Annotated in this window: 18 protein-coding genes and 3 pseudogenes; 11 read left to right on the top strand and 10 right to left on the bottom strand. The window is 73.9% G+C overall.

Going from position 1 to position 18,273, the window contains the following annotated elements; translation table 11 throughout:
- Positions 1-14 precede the first annotated feature (14 nt).
- From BJF81_RS18875 to BJF81_RS02175, 7 genes are all read right to left on the bottom strand, one after another.
- A complete protein-coding gene (locus tag BJF81_RS18875) occupies positions 15-371 on the bottom strand; it encodes a hypothetical protein (RefSeq protein WP_237769966.1) in 357 nt (118 codons plus the stop codon).
- Entirely contained in the window at positions 299-1,201 is a 903-nt protein-coding gene (locus tag BJF81_RS02200) for an MFS transporter (protein WP_237769965.1), read from the bottom strand. Before BJF81_RS02200 ends, BJF81_RS18875 begins: the two co-directional genes overlap by 73 nt.
- A 96-nt stretch (positions 1,202-1,297) precedes the next feature.
- Positions 1,298-1,882, bottom strand: coding sequence for a class F sortase (locus BJF81_RS02195; protein ID WP_075956979.1), 585 nt, complete (start codon positions 1,880-1,882; stop codon positions 1,298-1,300).
- A 52-nt stretch (positions 1,883-1,934) separates the two neighbouring features.
- The gene (locus tag BJF81_RS02190) at positions 1,935-2,591 is read right to left on the bottom strand and encodes a hypothetical protein (protein WP_075956978.1); all 657 of its coding nucleotides are present in this window, start codon (positions 2,589-2,591) and stop codon (positions 1,935-1,937) included.
- Between the two features lie 131 nt (positions 2,592-2,722).
- Positions 2,723-4,864, bottom strand: coding sequence for a cation:proton antiporter (locus BJF81_RS02185; RefSeq protein WP_083663924.1), 2,142 nt, complete (start codon positions 4,862-4,864; stop codon positions 2,723-2,725).
- A 78-nt stretch (positions 4,865-4,942) separates the two neighbouring features.
- Positions 4,943-5,263, bottom strand: a complete 321-nt coding sequence (locus BJF81_RS02180) for a hypothetical protein (protein ID WP_143780626.1) — start codon at positions 5,261-5,263, stop codon at positions 4,943-4,945.
- A complete protein-coding gene (locus BJF81_RS02175) occupies positions 5,260-6,135 on the bottom strand; it encodes a hypothetical protein (RefSeq protein WP_075956976.1) in 876 nt (291 codons plus the stop codon). The genes BJF81_RS02180 and BJF81_RS02175 overlap by 4 nt, the downstream gene beginning before the upstream one ends.
- Before the next feature lie 41 nt (positions 6,136-6,176).
- Between BJF81_RS02175 and BJF81_RS02170 the strand changes: the two genes are divergently transcribed.
- Positions 6,177-7,202 carry a hypothetical protein gene (locus tag BJF81_RS02170; RefSeq protein ID WP_143780625.1) on the top strand — a complete coding sequence of 342 codons (1,026 nt, stop codon included), beginning with the start codon at positions 6,177-6,179 and terminating at the stop codon, positions 7,200-7,202.
- Positions 7,203-7,337: 135 nt separating this feature from the next.
- Here BJF81_RS02170 and BJF81_RS02165 read toward each other — a convergent pair whose 3' ends face one another.
- The gene (locus BJF81_RS02165) at positions 7,338-7,952 is read right to left on the bottom strand and encodes a biotin transporter BioY (protein ID WP_075956974.1); all 615 of its coding nucleotides are present in this window, start codon (positions 7,950-7,952) and stop codon (positions 7,338-7,340) included.
- Between the two features lie 258 nt (positions 7,953-8,210).
- Here BJF81_RS02165 and BJF81_RS02160 point away from each other — a divergent pair.
- From BJF81_RS02160 to BJF81_RS02145, 4 genes and pseudogenes are all read left to right on the top strand, one after another.
- A pseudogene (locus BJF81_RS02160) lies at positions 8,211-9,229 on the top strand (6-phosphofructokinase).
- Between the two features lie 81 nt (positions 9,230-9,310).
- Positions 9,311-10,504 (top strand): M20 metallopeptidase family protein, encoded by a 1,194-nt coding sequence (locus BJF81_RS02155; RefSeq protein WP_075956973.1) that lies wholly within the window; start codon positions 9,311-9,313, stop codon positions 10,502-10,504.
- Positions 10,501-11,757: a threonine ammonia-lyase IlvA gene (gene ilvA, locus BJF81_RS02150; protein WP_075956972.1), complete on the top strand. Its 1,257-nt coding sequence runs from the start codon at positions 10,501-10,503 to the stop codon at positions 11,755-11,757. Before BJF81_RS02155 ends, ilvA begins: the two co-directional genes overlap by 4 nt.
- Positions 11,754-13,112: an MFS transporter gene (locus tag BJF81_RS02145; protein ID WP_075956971.1), complete on the top strand. Its 1,359-nt coding sequence runs from the start codon at positions 11,754-11,756 to the stop codon at positions 13,110-13,112. Before ilvA ends, BJF81_RS02145 begins: the two co-directional genes overlap by 4 nt.
- Positions 13,113-13,362: 250 nt before the next feature.
- Here the strand turns inward: BJF81_RS02145 and BJF81_RS18870 are convergent, their stop codons facing one another.
- Both BJF81_RS18870 and BJF81_RS18865 read right to left on the bottom strand, forming a co-directional pair.
- Positions 13,363-14,445, bottom strand: coding sequence for an MMPL family transporter (locus BJF81_RS18870; RefSeq protein WP_237769964.1), 1,083 nt, complete (start codon positions 14,443-14,445; stop codon positions 13,363-13,365).
- Positions 14,331-15,635, bottom strand: coding sequence for an MMPL family transporter (locus BJF81_RS18865; protein WP_237769963.1), 1,305 nt, complete (start codon positions 15,633-15,635; stop codon positions 14,331-14,333). Before BJF81_RS18865 ends, BJF81_RS18870 begins: the two co-directional genes overlap by 115 nt.
- A gap of 165 nt (positions 15,636-15,800) precedes the next feature.
- Between BJF81_RS18865 and BJF81_RS21300 the strand changes: the two are divergent.
- The 6 genes and pseudogenes from BJF81_RS21300 to BJF81_RS02120 form a co-directional block, all read left to right on the top strand.
- Positions 15,801-16,016 (top strand): annotated as a pseudogene (locus tag BJF81_RS21300) (hypothetical protein); the annotation flags it as partial.
- A gap of 90 nt (positions 16,017-16,106) precedes the next feature.
- Entirely contained in the window at positions 16,107-16,235 is a 129-nt protein-coding gene (locus tag BJF81_RS20195) for a hypothetical protein (protein WP_269087297.1), read from the top strand.
- Between the two features lie 50 nt (positions 16,236-16,285).
- On the top strand, positions 16,286-16,804 hold the full coding sequence (locus BJF81_RS02130) for a MogA/MoaB family molybdenum cofactor biosynthesis protein (protein ID WP_075956969.1): 519 nt from the start codon (positions 16,286-16,288) through the stop codon (positions 16,802-16,804).
- Positions 16,804-17,802: a GTP 3',8-cyclase MoaA gene (gene moaA / locus BJF81_RS02125; RefSeq protein ID WP_075956968.1), complete on the top strand. Its 999-nt coding sequence runs from the start codon at positions 16,804-16,806 to the stop codon at positions 17,800-17,802. The genes BJF81_RS02130 and moaA overlap by 1 nt, the downstream gene beginning before the upstream one ends.
- A 210-nt stretch (positions 17,803-18,012) precedes the next feature.
- Positions 18,013-18,159 (top strand): annotated as a pseudogene (locus tag BJF81_RS21295) (IS5/IS1182 family transposase); the annotation flags it as partial.
- A 4-nt stretch (positions 18,160-18,163) separates the two neighbouring features.
- Positions 18,164-18,273 (top strand): transposase (locus BJF81_RS02120; protein ID WP_143780624.1); only part of this gene is annotated, 110 nt, incomplete at its 3' end.

Below are 18,273 nucleotides of genomic sequence, written 5' to 3'. Positions count from 1 at the left end.
CTGCTCGGCTCGGGTCACCCCATCGTGGCAGGACGCCCGTGCCGGTGCACGAGCAGGGAGACGCCCAGCACGAGCAGGCCGGCGACCGACAGCCCGGCCCCGACGAGCGAGGGCGCGCGGTAGCCCCAGCCCCCCGCGATGACCAGGCCACCCACCCACGCGCCGAGGGCGTTGGCGAGGTTGAGCGAGGAGTGGTTCATGGCCGCGCCGAGGGTCCGCGCCGAGCCCGCGACGGCCATGAGCCGCAGCTGGAGCGCGACCACCCACGCCGAGCCGGACATGCCGACGACCGCGAGCGTCAGCAGCGCGGGGACCAGCCAGCGGGAGGTCTGCCAGAACGCCAGCAGGGAGACCGCCGAGCCCAGCCCCATGATGACCAGGGTGCGCAGCACCGACCAGTCGGACAGCCGCCCGCCGAGCCAGGTGCCCAGCAGCGACACCGCGCCGTGGACGAGGAGGAAGACCGGCACCCACCGCTGGTCCAGGCCGGTGACCTCGGTGACGGTGGGGGCGATGTAGGAGTACATCGCGAACATGCCGCCGAAGCCGATCGCCCCGACGAGCAGCGACAGCCAGAACTGCAGGTTGCCGAAGGCGCGAGCTCGGTGCGGAAGGACTGCTCCGGGCGCCCCGGGGTCCACGGGACCCACACCCGCACGAGGTATGCCGTGAGCGCGCCGAGCGCGGCGACCGCCCAGTAGGTGGCGCGCCAGCCGAGCTCCTGACCGGCCAGGGTGCCCAGCGGCACCCCGAGCACCATGGCGATCGGGATGCCGAGCATCACCGTGCCCACGGCGCGGCCGCCCTGACCCGGCGGGGCCAGCGTGACGGCGACGAGCGCGGCGAGGCCGAAGAAGCCCCCGTGCGGCAGGCCGGCGAGGAACCGGGCGACGATGAGCAGCTCGTAGGTCGGGGCCAGCGCGGTGAGCGCGTTGCCGACGGTGAAGACGAGCATGAGGACGACGAGCACGGCCCGCCGGGGCAGCCGGGCGGCGCCGAGCGCGATGAGCGGGGAGCCGACGACCACGCCGAGGGCGTAGGCGGAGATGGTGTGCCCGGCCATGGGGATGCTGACCCCGGCGCCCTCGGCGATCTGCGGGAGCAGCCCCATCGTGACGAACTCGGTGATGCCGATGCCGACGCCGCCGGTGACGAGCGCCAGGAAGGCCAGCGCCCGGGCACGGGCGTCGGGTGCGGGCACGGTCAAGGGACCCCTTCCGGGGGGAGCACGACGACGGGGACGTCCCGAGCGGGACGTCTCCAGGGTACGCGGCCCTCGGCGTCGTGCCGTGCGGTCTCAGCCCTCGACGGCCTCGGCGATGGCCACGAAGTTGGCCTTGCGGTGCCCGTCGTAGCGCTCGCCCAGCGAGTCGTCGCAGGTGATGAGAGCGATGCGGGCCACGTCGTCCTGGTCCCCCCAGACGTCGACGTTGGTCTGCAGGCCCTCCTTGGAGACCTGCGTGGTGTCCGTGATGACGAACTCGCGGACGTCGCCGTCGGCATACCCCACCTGCACGACGTCGCCCTCCTCGACCTCCCCCAGGTCGTAGAAGACGTCCGGCTCGTCGTGGTAGATCATGTGCGCCGCGACGACGGCGGTGCCGACCTGGCCGGGGACGACGCGGCCGGTGCCGGTGTACCAGATCATGTCCCCCTGGTCGGGGTTGATCGTGCCCTGGGCGGTCAGGCCCTCGGGCTTGATCGGTTCCTGGTCGAGACCGGCCTCGCCCAGACTCACCCACGCCGGTGCGTCCGGACCCTCGGCGCTGACCTGACCCGAGGCCCCCTCCAGCGCCCCCACCGCCTGCACCGTCAGCGTGCTCAGGCCGAGCGTGCTGACGAGCAGGGCGGTGGGGACGAGGAAGGAGGGACCTCGGGTCATGACGTCACCGTGGGGGTGTGCGGTCGTGCCGGCGGGTGCGGACGGGTCCGGCTCAGTGCTCGCCGGCCCGGCGACGCATCGCCCAGCCCGCGGCGCCGGCGCCACCCAGGAGGAGGGCGGCTCCGCCCATCAGGCCCATGTTCGGGCCGGACGGGGTGGCGGGGCCGTCGGTCTCGACGGGAGGACCGGTCGGCTTGTCCTTGTCCTTGTCCTTGTCGTCACCGTCGTCGGTGGGGTCCTCGGTCTCGGTCGGCTCGTCGGTCTCGTCGCCGTCGCCCGGGGTCACGCCGTTGTCGTCATCGTCGTCGTCGTCGTCCATGGCGTCGGCCTGGCAGACGATCGCGTGCGTCACGTTGCCAGGCGAGGCTCCGGGGAACTCGTCGCTGTACGCATAGTCACCGTAGCCGTCCCAGTTGAGCACCTGGTAGTCCTCGGCGACCTTGAGCACGACCGCGATCCACTCGTTGCCGTCCTCCAGGAGCTGGCCCCAGCCGTCGTCCTCGTAGATCCCGATGTCGGAGGCGTCGAACCCGCCCTCCTGGGTGGAGACGTGGCAGCTGACGTCCGTGTAGTTCTCGTTCTGGAAGTAGTCCTCCCAGAAGTCGGCCTGCGGCTGGCCTGGGATGGCGGATGCGCCGGCTGCTCCGGAGAAGAGGACGGCGGCGGCGCCTGCACCGGCGGCCAACCCTCGGAGGGTCCTGGTGCTCATGACGGTTCCTTTCCACGGCGACGCGTGGGCGGGCCCCACTCGTCCTGCTGCTGAATCCCTTCCGTCACACGAGTCACAAACGACACTCATGTAACTTCCGGCGCACAGGCACCATAGCGAGGAGGGTCGCGCTACGCACGTCCCGGGTCCGGCGTGTCGTCGCCGGAGGACCCCGGATCCTTCTCCGTCGGCTCGGGGTCGTCGTCGCCGGGACGCTCGGCCAGCTCCCGGACCCGGTGGGGCGCGCCGCCACGGGCCTGCACCAGGGCGACCAGGGCCACCCCGGTCTGCGGCACCGTCGTCTCCGCGGTGACGACCCGGGCGACGCCGTCCTCCACGACGAACATCAGCACGGCGTCGGGCTCCCGCTCGAGGAACACGTCGAGCGGGTGCTGCTCGGTGAGCTTGGTCTGGCGCACCTCCATCCCGTCCGCGATGCGGTCCTCCAGCTCGGGCGAGGACAGCGGCGGGGAGAACGCCACGTTGGTGCTCAGCTTGCTGGCCGTCCTCCGCTTGGCCTGCGACGACCCCTGCTTCTCGGCCGGCCTGTCCTTCGACCGTCGACCGCCGGCACGCCGCCCCGGGGACCGCCCGTTGCCGTGGCCTCGCTCCCCGTGCCGCCGAGCCTCCTTGTCCTGCTGCTTCTGCGCCTGGGCCAGCTGCTTCTCCCGGGGCGTGCTCCCCTCGGGCAGCGGGTCCGCCTGCCGGCGCACGGTGAACGTGCGCTGCGAGCCAAGGGTGTGGGCGAACTCCCGGGCGGCCGTCGAGTTGGTCTCGTCGTCGAAGGTCGCCGCGACCAGGGAGCCGATGCCGGCCAGCTCCATGTCCTCCACCGCGTACTCCGAGAGGATGTGGGTGCGCTCGACCCGCAGGCCGGACAGCCGCGCCTGCATGACCTCGGCCATCGACAGCGAGACCAGCAGGGTGGGCACCTTGAGCTTCTCCAGGACGGCGGCCGACTGCCGGGCCCAGATGGGTGCCCCGGCGAAGAGGACCCCGTGCGGCGTCGTCGTCGCCAGGCCCAGGCGCTCGGCCAGCCGGCCCACGCCCAGCCCGTAGACGGCCACGGTGATGACGATCGTCACGAAGACGAGCGGGACCAGGTCGGCCGCGGCGACGACCAGGGCGTCCAGCCGTTCGGCCTCCGCCTCCAGCCGGAGCACCTCGGTCGGGTCCAGGCCGCCCTCGCGGCTGGCGACCACGGCCTCCTCGGCGGCGTGCTCCAGCTCGAGGGCGAAGATGCTCGTCACCGCCGCGGCGACGATGCCCCGCGGCGCCATGAACGACAGCAGCGTGCGCTCCTCGCGGGTGGCCGAGGTGCCGGCCAGGCCGAGCCAGATCGAGGCCGGTCGCACGACGAGGATGAGGATCGTCACGAAGACCAGGGCGGTCGGCAGCACGCCCAGCACCTCGGCGGGCGTCAGCCGGCCGGCGAGCAGGACGAACAGGGTCCCGACGATGAGCACCTGCAGGTGCTCCTTGAACTCCCGGACGTGGTCCAGCCGGAGGTCGGGCCGGTTGGCCAGGAAGATGCCGAGCATCGTCACCGTGAGCAGCCCGCTCTCGGTCTGCACCTCGTTGGAGATGACGAGGGCGGCGACCGACGCGGCCAGGAACAGGGTGCCCTCGAGGAAGTCGGGGATCCAGTGCCGGCGAAGCGCCACCTCCAGCGCCACCCCCAGCACGACGGTGATGACGGTCGCGACGAGGATCGTGCGCCCCAGCGTCAGGAGCGCGGTCCCGACCGCCGGCTCCGGACCGCTGAGGATGACCGCCTGGAAGACGAGCACGGCCAGGATCGCCCCGATGGGGTCGACGATGATCCCCTCCCAGCGCAGCATCGAGGAGACCCGCCGGGTGGGGCGCAGCTGCCGGACGATCGGGGCGATGACGGTCGGGCCGGTGACCACGAGAAGGGCACCGATGAGCAGCGCCAGCTGCCAGCCCACGCCCACGACGACCCCCGCCGCCGTGATGAGCAGCCAGGCCAGCAGGACCGTCACCGTGCACAGCCGCAGGACCGCCTGGCTCAGTCCGCGCAGCTCGCGGAAGCGCAGCGACAACGACCCCTCGAAGAGGATGACGCCGACGGCGATGTTCACCCCGGCGAACAGCAGGTCGCGGCCCAGCACCGACTCGGGCGGGACGACCTGGCCGAGCGCGAAGCCGCCCACCAGCAGCAGCAGGATGGAGGGGACCTTCAGCTTGTAGGCGATCAGCTGGAAGGCCGAGGCCAGGCCGAGCACCAGGGCCAGGTAGGGGGCGACAGACACGGGTGCCAGTGTGCTGCATGGTCCCGCTGCGGCGCATCCGTCCGACGCGACCGGACCCGGCCCGCCGTCTCCCCGGGCTCAGCCGGCCGGGTCCTCGAGGTCGTCGAGGACCTCGAGCAGCCCGACGGACAGCAGGGTCGCGACCACCTGCGCCGTGGTGCCGAGCGTGTCCCCGTCCGGCGGCGGGCCGAACTCCTCGGCCAGCACCTCCGCCAGCTCCGCGACGCCCAGGCCGTCCCGGGCCCTGTCGCGCACGAGCGTCCCGAGCACCGACACCCGCCGGACCTGGCCGTCGAGCAGGACGAGCGACTCCCCGTCGCGGTGCAGCTCGTCGTGGGCGGGCACGGTCCGCACCACGGTGCGCGCGGACGGCATACCCTCCTGGGCCGGGCCGCTCACCACGGCGACCTCCGGGCGCAGATCTCGGCGGCGAGCGGCTCCAGCCCCTCGACCTCGGCGTAGGTCGCGCGCACCGCCCCGCCCGTGCGCACGAGCACGTCCGCGAGCCACCGGAGAGGCCCGTCGGTGCGCATGAACCCCGACGACTCGGGGGTCAGGGCGACGACGGCGTCGAGGGTGTCGAGCCGTTCGAGCCCGACCGGCCCCCGGTGCCCGGGGTCGCGCCGCAGGACCACGATCCCGGCGACCCAGGGGTCGGCGGCCGGCGCGCGCAGCCCGACCAGGCCGGGCGCCTGCTCGTCCTTGACCCCCGCCCAGTCCGGACGGCGCGTGGACAAGGGCTTGAGGTATGGCGTCACGCCCCCGTCGCGACGGATGCCGACCGTCTCGTCGCTGACGTAGGTGCGGACCGGCCCCAGGGTGCGGCACAGGGTCGTCTTGCCGGTGTTGCCCGGGGCGACGAAGACGGCCGTCGCCCCGGTGACCGGGTCGGCCAGGCCGGCGGCGTGCAGCATGAGCAGGTCGCCGGTGCGCGCGGTGATGACGGCGTGGGTGACCGCCTGGGTCAGGTGCTGCAGCAGCCGGCGGGGGTCGCCGTCGGCGACGGTGCCCCCGCCCCGGGTCCACGGCGGGGCCTGGTCGCCGGGGGCGAGGCGGTGGGCCCGGACGACGACGGGGTCGGTGCCGTCGTGCGGCGTGCGCTCCGGGCGGAGTGCGAGGTGCCAGCGTTCCCGCAGCTGTGCGGCCAGGTCGGCGGCGTCGTGCCCGGTGACGTGGAGGTCGACGTCCGTGCCCAGCGCGTGCAGGCCGACGACGTGCTCAGGTCGCTCGGGCACGACGTCCCGCTGCGCGACGTCCGGGCTGCCCTTCACGAGGCCCAGCGTAGGCGAGCGCCCGGGGCTACCCTCGCCGTGTGGACGTGCCCGCCGACCCCGACGAGGCGCTGGCGCACGCCGTGCAGGCGCTGTACGCGGTGCCCGCCGCCGAGTTCGTCGCGACCCGCACGGCCCTGGCCAGGGAGCTGCGCGGCGCCCGGCACCGGGACGCCGCCAAGGAGCTCACCGGGATGCGCAAGCCGAGCGTCTCGGCCGCGGCGGTCAACGCGCTCGTGCGCGCCGAGGACCCGGTCGTGGACCGTCTCGTCGAGCTGGGCGGCGCGATGCGGCAGGCCACCTCGGCCCTGGACGGCCGGGCGCTGGCCGCGCTGCGGACCGACCGGGACGAGCTGCTGCGCGACTGGGTGCGCGCGGCCGCGGAGCACGCCGGAGGGCCGTTGACGCCGTCGGTCGAGGCGGAGGTCCGGGACACCGCGGTGGCCGCCCTCGCCGACGCCGACGCGACCGAGGTGGTCACGAGCGGCTCCCTCACGCGCGCGCTGTCCTACAGCGGGTTCGGCGAGGTGGACCTGGCCGACGCGGTCGCCCGGACGAGCACCGGTGTGGTGCTGACGCGGATCGAGGGAGGCCGGGTCGACGGGGAGGTCGGCGAGGACGAGGCAGCGGAGCTCGAGGAGGACGTCGACGAGCCTGAGGAGGAGGACGAGCTCGAGGGTGACGGCGACGAGGACGACGAAGTGCAGGATGAGGAAGAGCTCGAGGACGAGGAGGACGACCACCTCGACGTCGACGACCTCGAGATGGAGCTGGACGAGGCCGAGAAGGTCGTGGCGGCCGCCCGCGCCGAGCGTCGCCGCCGGGTCCGGGCCGAGACCGACGCCGCCGACCGGGTCGAGGAGGCCGCCGCGGAGGTCGCCCGGGCCGAGGAGCTGGTCCGTTCGGCCCAGGAGCAGCTCAGCGCGACGCAGCAGGCCCTCAAGGAGGCGCAGACCCGGCTGACCGCCGCCCAGGACGACCGGGCCGACGCCGAGGAGACCCTGCGCGCGGCGAGGGACCGCCGCGACGAGGCGAGGGTCGCCCTCGAGGAGGCCGAGGACGCCTGAGGGGGACGAGACCCCCCGAACATCGGTGAGACACCGGATATTTGGGGGGTCTCACCGGTGTTTCAGGGGGCTCGACCGGGTCGGGACCCGGACGCGCGGCCGGCTGCCCTGTCGACCGCCCGCAGCAACCCCGGCTCAGCGGCCGGAGCGGTCGTCCACCAGCTGCACGAGCTTCCAGGCCAGCGGCAGGGCCGCGGCGGCCATCCCGGCCTTGATGAGGCCCGGCAGGATGAACGGGGTGATCCCGTAGGCCGCGACCGTCGACAGGTCGGTCAGTCCGAGGACGCCGGCCAGGTAGGGCACGCCCACGAGGAACGGGGTCACGGTCGCGGCGCAGAAGCCGACCATCGCCAGCAGCGGACGACGGTCCCAGGCCCGCTCGGCGCACCACCCGGCGACGGCCGCGGCCAGGACGAACCCGACGAGGTAGCCGAACGTCGGCGAGAGCACCATCGCCGGACCGCCGCGCCCCTCGGCGAACCAGGGCACCCCCGCCAGCCCCATGACCAGGTAGGTCGTCAGCGCGGCCGCACCGCGACGCATCCCCAGCGCGGCGCCGACGAGCATGACGGCCAGCGTCTGGCCGGTGATCGGCACCGGCCACATCGGCACGGTCATCTGGGCGAGCACCCCGACGCCGGCGGCCCCGGCCCCGACCAGGGCGACGTCCGTCAGGGTCGAGCTGCGCGGCAGCAGGCGGTCGGCGAGAACTCCGGCACCCGGGCGGGTGCTCACGGCGGCGGTCGTCACGAGGGTTCCTCCGAAGGCGGTGGCGGCGGGTCGGCCCGTGCGGACGGGGCCGGTCCGGCCCGGTCGGGCGCGGTCTGGCGGACAGACTGCCACAGGCCGCCCGTGACCCGCCGGTAGCCCACGGCACGCCGGTCGCGGGGGAGGCCGCGCACGGCATACCCTGGGAGGTGCATCGACGCCGGTCGCCCGCCAGGGTGGTCGGCGTCTCCCGTCCCAGCCCCCGACCCCGCGCCCGACCGGCGCCGAGGATGGACCCCCATGAAGATCGCCCTGCTGACCGCCGGTGGAGACTGCCCGGGCCTGAACGCCGTGATCCGGGGGGTCGTGCTCAAGGGCGACCGCATCTACGACCACGAGTTCGTCGGGGTCAAGGACGGCTTCCGCGGCCTGGTCGAGGACGACATCGTCCCGCTGCCCCGCCAGCGCGTGCGCGGCCTGTCCAAGGTCGGCGGCACGATCCTGGGGACCTCCCGCGTCAGCCCGCTCACCAACGGCGGCACCGCCCGGGTCAAGGAGGTCATGGACAAGCACGAGATCGACGCGCTCATCGCCATCGGCGGCGAGGGCACGCTCACCGTGGCGCGGATGTTCCACGACGACGGCATCAACGTCGTCGGCGTGCCCAAGACGATCGACAACGACCTGTCCGCCACCGACCGCACGTTCGGCTTCGACACCGCCGTGTCCGTGGCGACCGAGTCGATCGACCGGCTGCGCACCACCGGCGAGGCGCACAGCCGTTGCATGGTCGTGGAGGTCATGGGCCGGCACGTCGGCTGGATCGCGCTGCACGCCGGCATGGCCTCCGGCGCCCACGTCATCCTCATCCCCGAGGTCCCGGTCAGCCCCGAGCAGCTGTGCGAGTGGTCCAGCACGCCCACGACCGCGGCCGGGCGCCGACCGTCGTCGTCGCCGAGGGCTTCACCTTCGCGGGGCAGGCGCAGGTGGAGAGCGACCAGAGGGACAGCTTCGGGCGGCCGCTGCTCGGCGGCGTCGGCGACCAGGTCACCCGCCTCATCGAGGAGCGCACCGGGATCGAGACCCGCAACACCACGCTCGGCCACCTGCAGCGGGGGGGCGTGCCCAGCTCCTACGACCGGGTGCTGGCGACCCGGTTCGGCACTGCCGCGGTCGACGCGGTGAGCAACAAGCTGTGGGGCACGATGGTGGCCCTCCAGGGCATCGACATCGCCAACGTCAACCTCAGCGACGCCACCAGCCACCTCAAGACGGTCCCCCGCGACCAGTGGGACGAGGCCGCGATCCTCTTCGGGTGAGGGGTATGCCGTGCGCGCCCAGGGCGTGCGCCGCCGCGGTGCGGGGCGTGCGGCGCCCGGTGCGGCCGTAGGCTGGTCGGCATGAACCTGGTCGACGAGGGACGCGCGCTGCTGGACGACCTGGTGGCGCTGCGCCGCGCCCTGCACCGCGACCCAGAGGTCGGCCTGGACCTGCCCCGCACCCAGCAGCGGGTGCTCGAGGCGCTGGAGGGGCTGCCGCTGGAGATCACGACCGGGCAGGCCACGACCTCCGTCGTCGCGGTGCTGCGCGGCGCCCGGCCGGGGCCGACCGTGCTGCTGCGCGGCGACATGGACGGCCTGCCGGTCACCGAGAACACCGGTCTGGACTTCGCCTCGACCACCGGCACGATGCACGCCTGCGGCCACGACCTGCACACGGCCGGGCTCGTGGGCGCCGCCCGGCTGCTCAGCGCCCACCGCGACGAGCTCGCCGGGTCGGTGCTGTTCATGTTCCAGCCCGGCGAGGAGGGGTACGGCGGGGCCAAGGTCATGCTCGACGAGGGGCTGCTGGAGGCGAGCGGCGAGACGCCGGTGGCCGCCTACGCCATCCACGTCTCGCCCGGCCCGCGCGGCGTCTTCTGGCACCACTCCGGCCCCGTCATGGCCGGGTCGAACGTCCTGGAGATCACCGTCCACGGCCGGGGCGGCCACGGCTCCCAGCCGCACCGGGCGGCCGACCCGGTCGCCGCGCTCATGGCGGTCGGCACCGCCCTGCAGACGATGGTCACCCGGCGGTTCGACGTGCACGACCCGGTCGTGCTCTCGGTGACCCGGCTGCGCGCCGGCGAGGCGGTCAACGTCATCCCGGCCTCGGCCTCCCTGGGGGCGACGGTCCGCACCCTCTCCGACCGCAACGTCGACGCGGTCCGCGCCGAGGCGACCCGGGTGGCCGACGGCGTCGCGGCCGCCCACGGGTGCACCGCCGAGGTGTCCCTGCAGGTGCAGTACCCCGTCACCGTCAACGACCACGACGAGACCGCCTGGGTGGCCGGGCAGCTGGCCGACACGTTCGCGCCGGACCGCGTGGAGGAGCGGCCCTCCCCCCACATGGGCTCGGAGGACTTCAGCTTCGTCCTGGCGCAGGTCCCGGGCACCTTCTTCTTCCTCCAGTGCAGCCCGCCGGAGGTCGACCCGGCCACCGCGCCCTACAACCACTCCGCCGAGGTGCTCTTCGACGACTCCCTCCTGGGCGACCAGGCCGCGGCCCTGGCGACCCTGGCGCTGCACCGGCTGTCGCGCGAGGAGCAGGGATGACGCAGCCCGGCACGCTGCCGACCGCGGCCGACGTCGACGCGGCGGCCGGGCGGATCGCCGGCAAGGTCTCCCGCACCCCCCTGCAGCGCAGCGAGCGGCTCTCGGAGGCCACCGGCGCGGCCGTGTGGCTCAAGCGGGAGGACCTGCAGCCGGTCCGCTCCTACAAGGGGCGCGGCGCGGCCAACCTCATCGGGCAGCTGGACAGCGAGCAGATCTGGGCGGGGGTGGTGTGCGCCAGCGCCGGCAACCACGCCCAGGGCGTGGCGCACGCCTGCGCGACGCTGGGGGTCAGCGCCCGCATCTACCTGCCGGCCAACACCCCTCGGCAGAAGCGTGAGCGGGTCGCGGCCCTCGGCGGCGACTGGGTCGAGGTCGTCGTCGGCGGCCAGACCTACGACGAGGCCGCGGCGGCCGCGCTCGCCGACGTGGAGCGCACCGGGGCCACCCTCATCCCGGCCTTCGACCACCCGCACACGATCGCCGGCCAGGGCACGATCGCCCAGGAGCTCGTGGAGGACCTGCCCGCCGCCCCTGACGTGCTCGTCGTGCCGGTCGGCGGCGGCGGTCTGCTCGCCGGGTGCCTGACCTGGCTCTCCGAGCGCCACCCCGACGTCCGGGTCGTCGGCGTCGAGCCGGCCGGGGCGGCCAGCATGATCGCCGCCACCTGGGCGGGCGGCCCCACCACGCTGCCGGAGATCGACCGGTTCGTCGACGGCGCCGCCGTCGCCCGCGCCGGCGACTGGACCTACCGGGTCGTGGCACGGCATACCCCCGAGCTGGTGTCGGTCCCCGAGGGCGCGATCTGCACCGAGATGATCGCGCTCTACCAGACCGAGGGGATCATCGCCGAGCCCGCCGGGGCGCTGGCGGCCGCCGCGCTCGACCAGCTCGACCTGGCGCCCGGGCAGCAGGTGGTCGTCGTGGTCTCCGGGGGCAACAACGACCTGCTGCGCTACGGCGAGGTGATGGAGCGCTCGCTTATCCACGAGGGGCTCAAGCACTACTTCCTCGTCGACTTCCCGCAGGAGCCGGGGATGCTGCGGCAGTTCCTCGACGAGGTCCTCGGGCCGGACGACGACATCGCGCTGTTCGAGTACGTCAAGCGCAACAACCGGGAGACCGGCCCCGCGCTGGTGGGCATCGAGCTGGGGTCGCGGGCGGACCTCGCCCCCCTGCTGGAGCGGATGGCGGCCAGCTCGATGGACGTCGAGCCGATCCCGGCCGACAGTCCGCTGTTCCGCTTCATCCTGTGAGGGCCGGCCGGGCCCTCGTCGACCTCAGCCCGCTGCGGGTCGGCGACTACCGGCGGGTGTGGGCCAACGGCCTGCTCGCCGGGCTGGGCATCCAGGTGGCCACCGTCGCCGTGCTCTTCCAGGTCTGGGACCTGACCCGCAACCCGTTCTGGGTGGGGGCCATCGGCCTCGTGCAGGCGGTGCCGCTGATCCTCTTCGGGCTGGTCGGGGGGCCGCTGGCCGACGTGCTCGACCGGCGCCGGGTGGCGCTGTGGTCGACGGGAGGGCAGTCGCTGGCGGGACTGGCACTGGCCGGCCAGCTGGTCCTGGGGACCTATCCGCTGCCCGTGCTGCTCGGGCTGGTCGGGGTGCAGTCTGCGTTCAGCGCGATCGGGGCGCCGTCGCGGCGGACGTTCGTCGTCCGGCTGCTGCCGCGGACCCTGGTGCCGGCCGGCATCGCGCTGCTCATGCTGACCTTCCAGGCCTCGATGCTCGTCGGGCCGGCGTTGGGCGGGCTGATCCTCGGGGCCACGTCGGCCGGCGTGTGCTTCCTCTTCAACGGGGTCGCGCTGGGCGTGGCCTGGTGGGCGATTCGCGGGCTGCCGCCGCTGCCGCCCCGCCCGGCGCGAGAGCGGTCGGGGCCCGTGGCGGAGGAGGCCGCCGGGTCGCCCGCGGGCGGGGCGTCCGGGACCGGGGCCCCAGGGGACGCCGGGACACCTGAGCGGACGGCGGCGAGGGTGTGGCGGCGCACCCGCCGAGGGCTGGAGCTGCTGGCCGACGGGATCGGCACGGTGCGGCACGACCCGGTGCTGCGCGGGTCGTTCCTGCTCGACCTGGCCGCCACGCTGCTCGCCTTCCCGGTCGCACTCTTCCCGATGGTCAACCAGGAGCTCTTCGACGGGGACCCGCGCACGCTGGGGCTGTTCATGTCCGCGGTGGCCGTCGGCGGCATGTCGGCCGGCGCCACGTCGGGGCTGATCACCCGGGCCGACCGGCTGGGACGCATCCAGGTCGGCGCGGTCGCCGCCTGGGGCGTGGCCCTGCTGGGCTTCGGGGCCGCCGCCTGGACCGGTCAGGCCTGGCTCGTCCTGGGGTTCCTGGCCGTGGCCGGTGCCGCGGACACCGTCTCGGTGACCTCGCGGGCGGCCATGGTCCAGCTCGCCACGCCCGACGACCACCTCGGCCGGGTCTCGGCGGTCGAGCACGTCATCGGGCTGGCCGGGCCGGACGTCGGCAACGCCCGCGCCGGGGCCGTCGCCGGGCTGACCACCCCCGCCACCACGGCCGTCCTCGGCGCGGTGACCTGCCTGGCGGTCGCCGGCTGGGTGGCCGCCACCCACCGGGAGGTGGCGGCCTTCCGGGTCGGCGGCCGGTGACCCGGGGGCTTGCATCGGGCCACCCGGCGTCTCGGGCACCGCGCCGGCTCCCGGCCCGGCGTGTCGGGCACCGCGCCGGCAGCCGGCCCGGCGTGTCGTGCACAGTGCCGTGGCGTTGCGGCGTGTCGTGGGCTGGAGCGCGGATCCTGCAGCACGCGTCCCGCAACAACCGTCCTGCATCCGGTCCGGTCAGCCAGCCAACCGGCCGGCCAGTGAGGCCGCTGGCAGGCGACCCGGCCGCCGACGCTCGTCAGCCGCTGACGGCCACCGGCTCCTGGTCACCGGACCGGTCGGCCCGCCTGGTCTCCCCGGTCCGCCCGGCCGGCTCGACCTTGCGCGGCCACCAGAACGTCGGGCCCAGCACCCGGACGATCGCCGGCACGAGCACGGTCCGCACCACGAGCGTGTCCATGAGCACGCCGATGCAGATGACCACGCCGATCTGGGCCAGCACGACCAGCGGCAGGACGCCCAGCACCGCGAAGACCGCCGCGAGCAGGATGCCCGCGCTGGTGATGACGCCACCGGTGGCACCCAGCGCGCGCAGCACGCCCTCGCGGGTCCCGTGGACCTTGGCCTCCTCGAGCGTGCGCGTGATGAGGAAGATGTTGTAGTCCACGCCCAGCGCCACGAGGAAGAGGAACGCCAGCAGCGGCATGCTGGCGTCGATCGCGCTGAACCCGAAGATCCCGGTGAACAGCCACCACGAGACCCCCAGCGCGGCGGCGAAGGTGGCGACCACGCTTGTCACGAGGATGATCGGCGCCAGCACCGAGCGCAGCAGCCCCATGAGCGCACCGAGCACGAGCACGAGGATGAGGGGCATGACCACCCACCGGTCCCGGACGTTGCCGGCGCTCTCGTCGGCGGTGCTCGCGGCGCCACCGGTCACGTAGGTCCCGGTCTCAACCTCGAGCGCGGACCGGACGTCGGCGACCGTGGCCGCCGAGGCGTCGCTGCCCGGGTCGGCCTCGAGGACCACCTGGACCTGACCGATCCCCTCGACCGGCTCGACGGCCGTCGCCGAGGTGACGCCCTCGACGTCCCCGACCCGCTCGGCCAACTCCTCCACCACGGCGACCTCGTCGGTCCGGGTCACCACGAGCACCGGGTCGGACGTCCCGGCCGGGAACGACTCGGCCAGCCGCTCCGAGGCCGTGATGGCCTCCGGGGTCTCGAGGAACTGGTCCTCCGGCGGCAGTCCGCTGACGGTCTGGGTCAGGCCGAAGGCCATCGCCGCCAGCACGCCCAGCGTCGCCAGGATCGAGACACCCGGGGCCCGGGCGACCGTGTCGCCGATGCGGCGCCACAGGGAACGGGACTCGCTGAGCACCTGCTGGCCCTCGCGAGGCACCTGCGGCCAGAAGATCCACCGGCCGAAGACCACCAGGCACCCGGCAGCAGCACCAGGACCCCCAGCGCCGCGACGACGACACCGACGGCGGAGGCCAGCCCCAGCCCCCGCGTGCTGGGGAAGACCGACAGCAGCAGGCTGAGCACGCCGACGACCACCGTGCTGGCACTGGCGATGATCGCCTCCGAGGCGCGGCGCAGGGCCACGGCCATGGCCTCGTGCCGGTCGTGGTGGCGGCGCAGCTCGTCCCGGTAGCGGGAGATGAGCAGCAGCGCGTAGTTGGTGCCGGCACCGAAGACCAGCACCGACAGGATCCCGATCGTCGACTCGTCCCACGGCACCCCGGCCACGTCGAGCACCCGCGTCGCGACGGTGGCCGCGACCTGGTCGGCGACGCCCACGACGGTCAGCGGGACGATCCACAGGACGGGGCTGCGGTAGGTGACGATGAGCAGGAGCGCGACGACCGACGCGGTGACGGCCAGCAGGGTGATGTTGGCGCCGTCGAACACCGAGGCGAGGTCGGCCTGGATCGCCGCCGGCCCGGTGACCTGGGCGGTGACACCCTCGGGGACGGCCGCGTCGAGGTCGGCCCTCAGCCCGGTCACGACCTCCTGGGCGACGCTCGCCGAGGGCGCCTCCAGGGTCAGCACGCTCAGGGCGGCGGTGCCGTCCTCGGACGGGATGACGGGTATGCCGCCCTCCGTCACCCCGGGCGGGGGTCCCCCGGCACCTTCGCCCCCGGTGTCGGCCCCGGTGTCGGTCCCGGGCGGCGGCCCGGTCTGCTCACCCTCGGCCGCCCCCGCCGGAGGCCCGGACTCGCCGCCCTCACCCTCGGCGCCGCCGACGGGCGCGGCCGGCGCCCCCTCGCCGGTGTCGTAGGTCTCCCCCAGGGTCGTCATCACCTCGCCCAGCGCGGGCAGGTCGTCGGCGATCTGCCCGCCGTCCCGGGTGAAGAGCACGATGGCCGTGCTGCTGCCCTCGTCCGGCAGCTCGCCCAGCAGGGCCTGGCCCTCCGTGCTCTCGAAGCCGGCCGGCAGCGTCGCGAGAGGGTCGGGGCTGCGCTCGGCCTGACCCAGGCCGGCGATCATCCATCCGCCCAGCAGCAGGCCGACGAGGGCGATGATCCAGCTCCGTCGACCGGTGAGCACACGCACGAGGGCGTTCATGGGCAGGTCCTTCCGAGATGCCGTACGCTTGATGACCAAGCAACTGTCTAACTAAGTGAGCAATTTCATGAACGAGCTTAGCACCCCGGAGCCGGCTCGTCACACCCTTGTCCAACCTCGTGACGGTGGTCACACGTCGACCGGGGACGGCCTGGCGCACAGCCGGTGGGTCGGGTCCTGGGAGCGCAGCGAGACCCTCGACGCCCTGCGCAGCCTGCTGGACACCAGCCGCCGGGCCACCCCGGCGCTGGCCCGGCGGGCCGACCTGTCGCACACCGAGGCGGCCGTCCTGGAGCACATCATGGACGAGCGACCGGCCCCACCGAGCTCGCCCAACGCCTGGGCGTCACCTCGGCCGCGGCCAGCGGGATCGTCGACCGTCTGGTCGCCCGGGGCCACGTGGCCCGGCGGCCCCATCCCAGCGACCGCCGCCGCACGGTCGTCGTCGCGACCGACTCGGGCCGCGAGGAGATGCTCGGTCACCTGATGCCGATGTTCGTCGACCTGGCCAGGCTCGACCAGGAGCTGTCGCCGCAGGAGCGGGACGTGGTGCTGCGGTTCCTCACCGCCGCCGAGCGGGCCGTCTCACGTCTCCTGTGACCACGGCGCCGGATGAGGCCGGGCCGCGGCGGACCACGTAGGGTGGACCGATGAGCACCACCCCGTCCCGCCCCCGCACCGCCGCTGCGGTGACGGTCTCCAACCGCAGCTCCGACGGCACGCGTGAGGACACCTCCGGGCGCCTGCTCGTCGAGGCGCTGCGCGAGGCCGGGTTCGAGGTGGACGGACCCACGGTCGTCCCCGACGGGGTCGAGACGGTCGCGACGGTGCTCCGGGAGAAGGCCGCCGCCGGGCACCCGCTCATCGTCACCACCGGAGGCACCGGCATGGGGCCGCAGGACCTGACCCCCGAGGGCACCCGCCAGGTCATCACCCGGGAGAACCACGGGCTGGCCGAGCTCATCCGGCGCGAGGGAGCACGTCATACCTCCTTCGCCGCGGTGTCCCGGGGGGTCGTGGGGGTCATCGACTGGCCGCAGGAGCAGGGCCCGGGCGGCAGCCTGGTCGTCAACCTGCCGGGGCGCCCGTCCGCCGTGACCGAGGGGATGGAGGTCGTCGTCCCGCTCCTGGGGCACGTCCTGGACCAGATCAACGGGGGTGACCACTGATGACGGCCGGACCGCTCGTCGACCGCTACGGCCGGGTGCACCGCGACCTGCGGATCTCGGTGACCGACCGCTGCTCGCTGCGCTGCACCTACTGCATGCCCGAGCAGGGGGTCCCGTGGCTGCCGCGCGACACCATGCTCTCGACCGAGGAGATCGTCCGGCTGGCCGACGTCGCCGTGGGGATGGGGATCGAGGAGATCCGCCTCACCGGGGGCGAGCCGCTGCTGCGGCGCGACCTCGTCGACGTGGTGGCCGGCCTGGCCGCCCTCGACCCCGCGCCGGAGATCTCGATGACGACCAACGGCGTCGGCCTGGCCCGGATCGCCGAGGACCTGAAGGCCGCCGGCCTGACCCGGGTGAACGTCAGCATCGACACCCTCGACCGCGAGACCTTCATCGAGCTGGCCAAGCGCGACCGGCTGGCCGACACCATCGCCGGGATCGAGGCCTCGGCCGCGGCGGGCCTGCTGCCGGTCAAGCTCAACACCGTCCTCATGCGGGGGGTCAACGACGCGGAGGCGCCCGACCTGCTGGCGTTCGCGCTGGAGCACGGCTACCAGCTGCGCTTCATCGAGCAGATGCCCCTGGACGCCCAGCACCAGTGGGACCGCACCCAGATGATCACCGGCGAGGAGATCCTCACCAGGCTGCGCACGCGCTTCGAGCTGACGGCGATGCCCGACGAGACCCGCGGGAGCGCCCCGGCCGAGCTCTTCCTCGTGGACGGCGGCCCGGCCACCGTCGGCGTGATCGCCTCGGTGACGATGCCGTTCTGCGGCACCTGCGACCGGGTGCGGCTGACCGCGGACGGGATGATCCGCAACTGCCTGTTCGCCACCGGGGAGACCGACCTGCGCACGCCGCTGCGCGACGGCGCCTCGGCCGAGCAGCTGGGCGACCTGCTGCGCGAGTCGATCGGCGCCAAGCTGCCCGGGCACGGGATCAACGAGCCGGACTTCCTCCAGCCGCCGCGGCCGATGAGCCGGATCGGCGGCTGAGCTCCGCACCGCACGGGTGACAGGTGGCACGGGTGCTCCGACCCGCCGGCCGCTAGGGAAGCGCTGATCATTTCGCGGTGCCGGGGTGGCGTGCGGGGCTGGTGGGCGGTTGGCCGGGATGATGTTGGTGTGGTCGACGAGCAGCCCAGCTTCACCGATATCGAGTACGGAAACCGGCGGCGGGTCTCTCGCCGGGAGAAGTTCCTGGACATGATGGACCAGACGGTCCCGTGGGATCGGTGGGTCGCGGTGATCGAGCCGCACTACTACCAGGATCGGGCGGGTAAGCGGGGCCGTAAGCCGGTTCCGATCGAGACGATGCTGCGGATGTACCTGCTGCAGGTGTGGTTCTCCCTCTCGGATGAGGGGGGTGGAGGATGCGATCTACGACTCCTACGCGATGCGCCGTTTCATGGGCCTGGACTTCGCGCGTCAGCAGGTCCCCGATGCGACGACGCTGCTGCACTTCCG

The sequence above is a fragment of the Ornithinimicrobium sp. CNJ-824 genome (assembly GCF_001942405.1).
Classification (GTDB): domain Bacteria; phylum Actinomycetota; class Actinomycetes; order Actinomycetales; family Dermatophilaceae; genus Ornithinicoccus; species Ornithinicoccus kibberensis.
This window is presented reverse-complemented; position numbering and strand designations above follow the sequence as displayed.

Excerpts from the sequence above, each read along its gene's own strand:
- BJF81_RS02190 (WP_075956978.1), bottom strand. The coding sequence starts at position 2,591 with ATGAGCACCAGGACCCTCCGAGGGTTGGCCGCCGGTGCAGGCGCCGCC.
- BJF81_RS20195 (WP_269087297.1), top strand. The coding sequence starts at position 16,107 with ATGCTCGGTCACCTGATGCCGATGTTCGTCGACCTGGCCAGGCTCGAC.
- ilvA (WP_075956972.1), top strand. The coding sequence starts at position 10,501 with ATGACGCAGCCCGGCACGCTGCCGACCGCGGCCGACGTCGACGCGGCG.
- moaA (WP_075956968.1), top strand. The coding sequence starts at position 16,804 with ATGACGGCCGGACCGCTCGTCGACCGCTACGGCCGGGTGCACCGCGAC.
- BJF81_RS18875 (WP_237769966.1), bottom strand. The coding sequence starts at position 371 with ATGGGGCTGGGCTCGGCGGTCTCCCTGCTGGCGTTCTGGCAGACCTCC.
- BJF81_RS18865 (WP_237769963.1), bottom strand. The coding sequence starts at position 15,635 with ATGAACGCCCTCGTGCGTGTGCTCACCGGTCGACGGAGCTGGATCATC.
- BJF81_RS02130 (WP_075956969.1), top strand. The coding sequence starts at position 16,286 with ATGAGCACCACCCCGTCCCGCCCCCGCACCGCCGCTGCGGTGACGGTC.
- BJF81_RS02195 (WP_075956979.1), bottom strand. The coding sequence starts at position 1,882 with ATGACCCGAGGTCCCTCCTTCCTCGTCCCCACCGCCCTGCTCGTCAGC.
- BJF81_RS02155 (WP_075956973.1), top strand. The coding sequence starts at position 9,311 with ATGAACCTGGTCGACGAGGGACGCGCGCTGCTGGACGACCTGGTGGCG.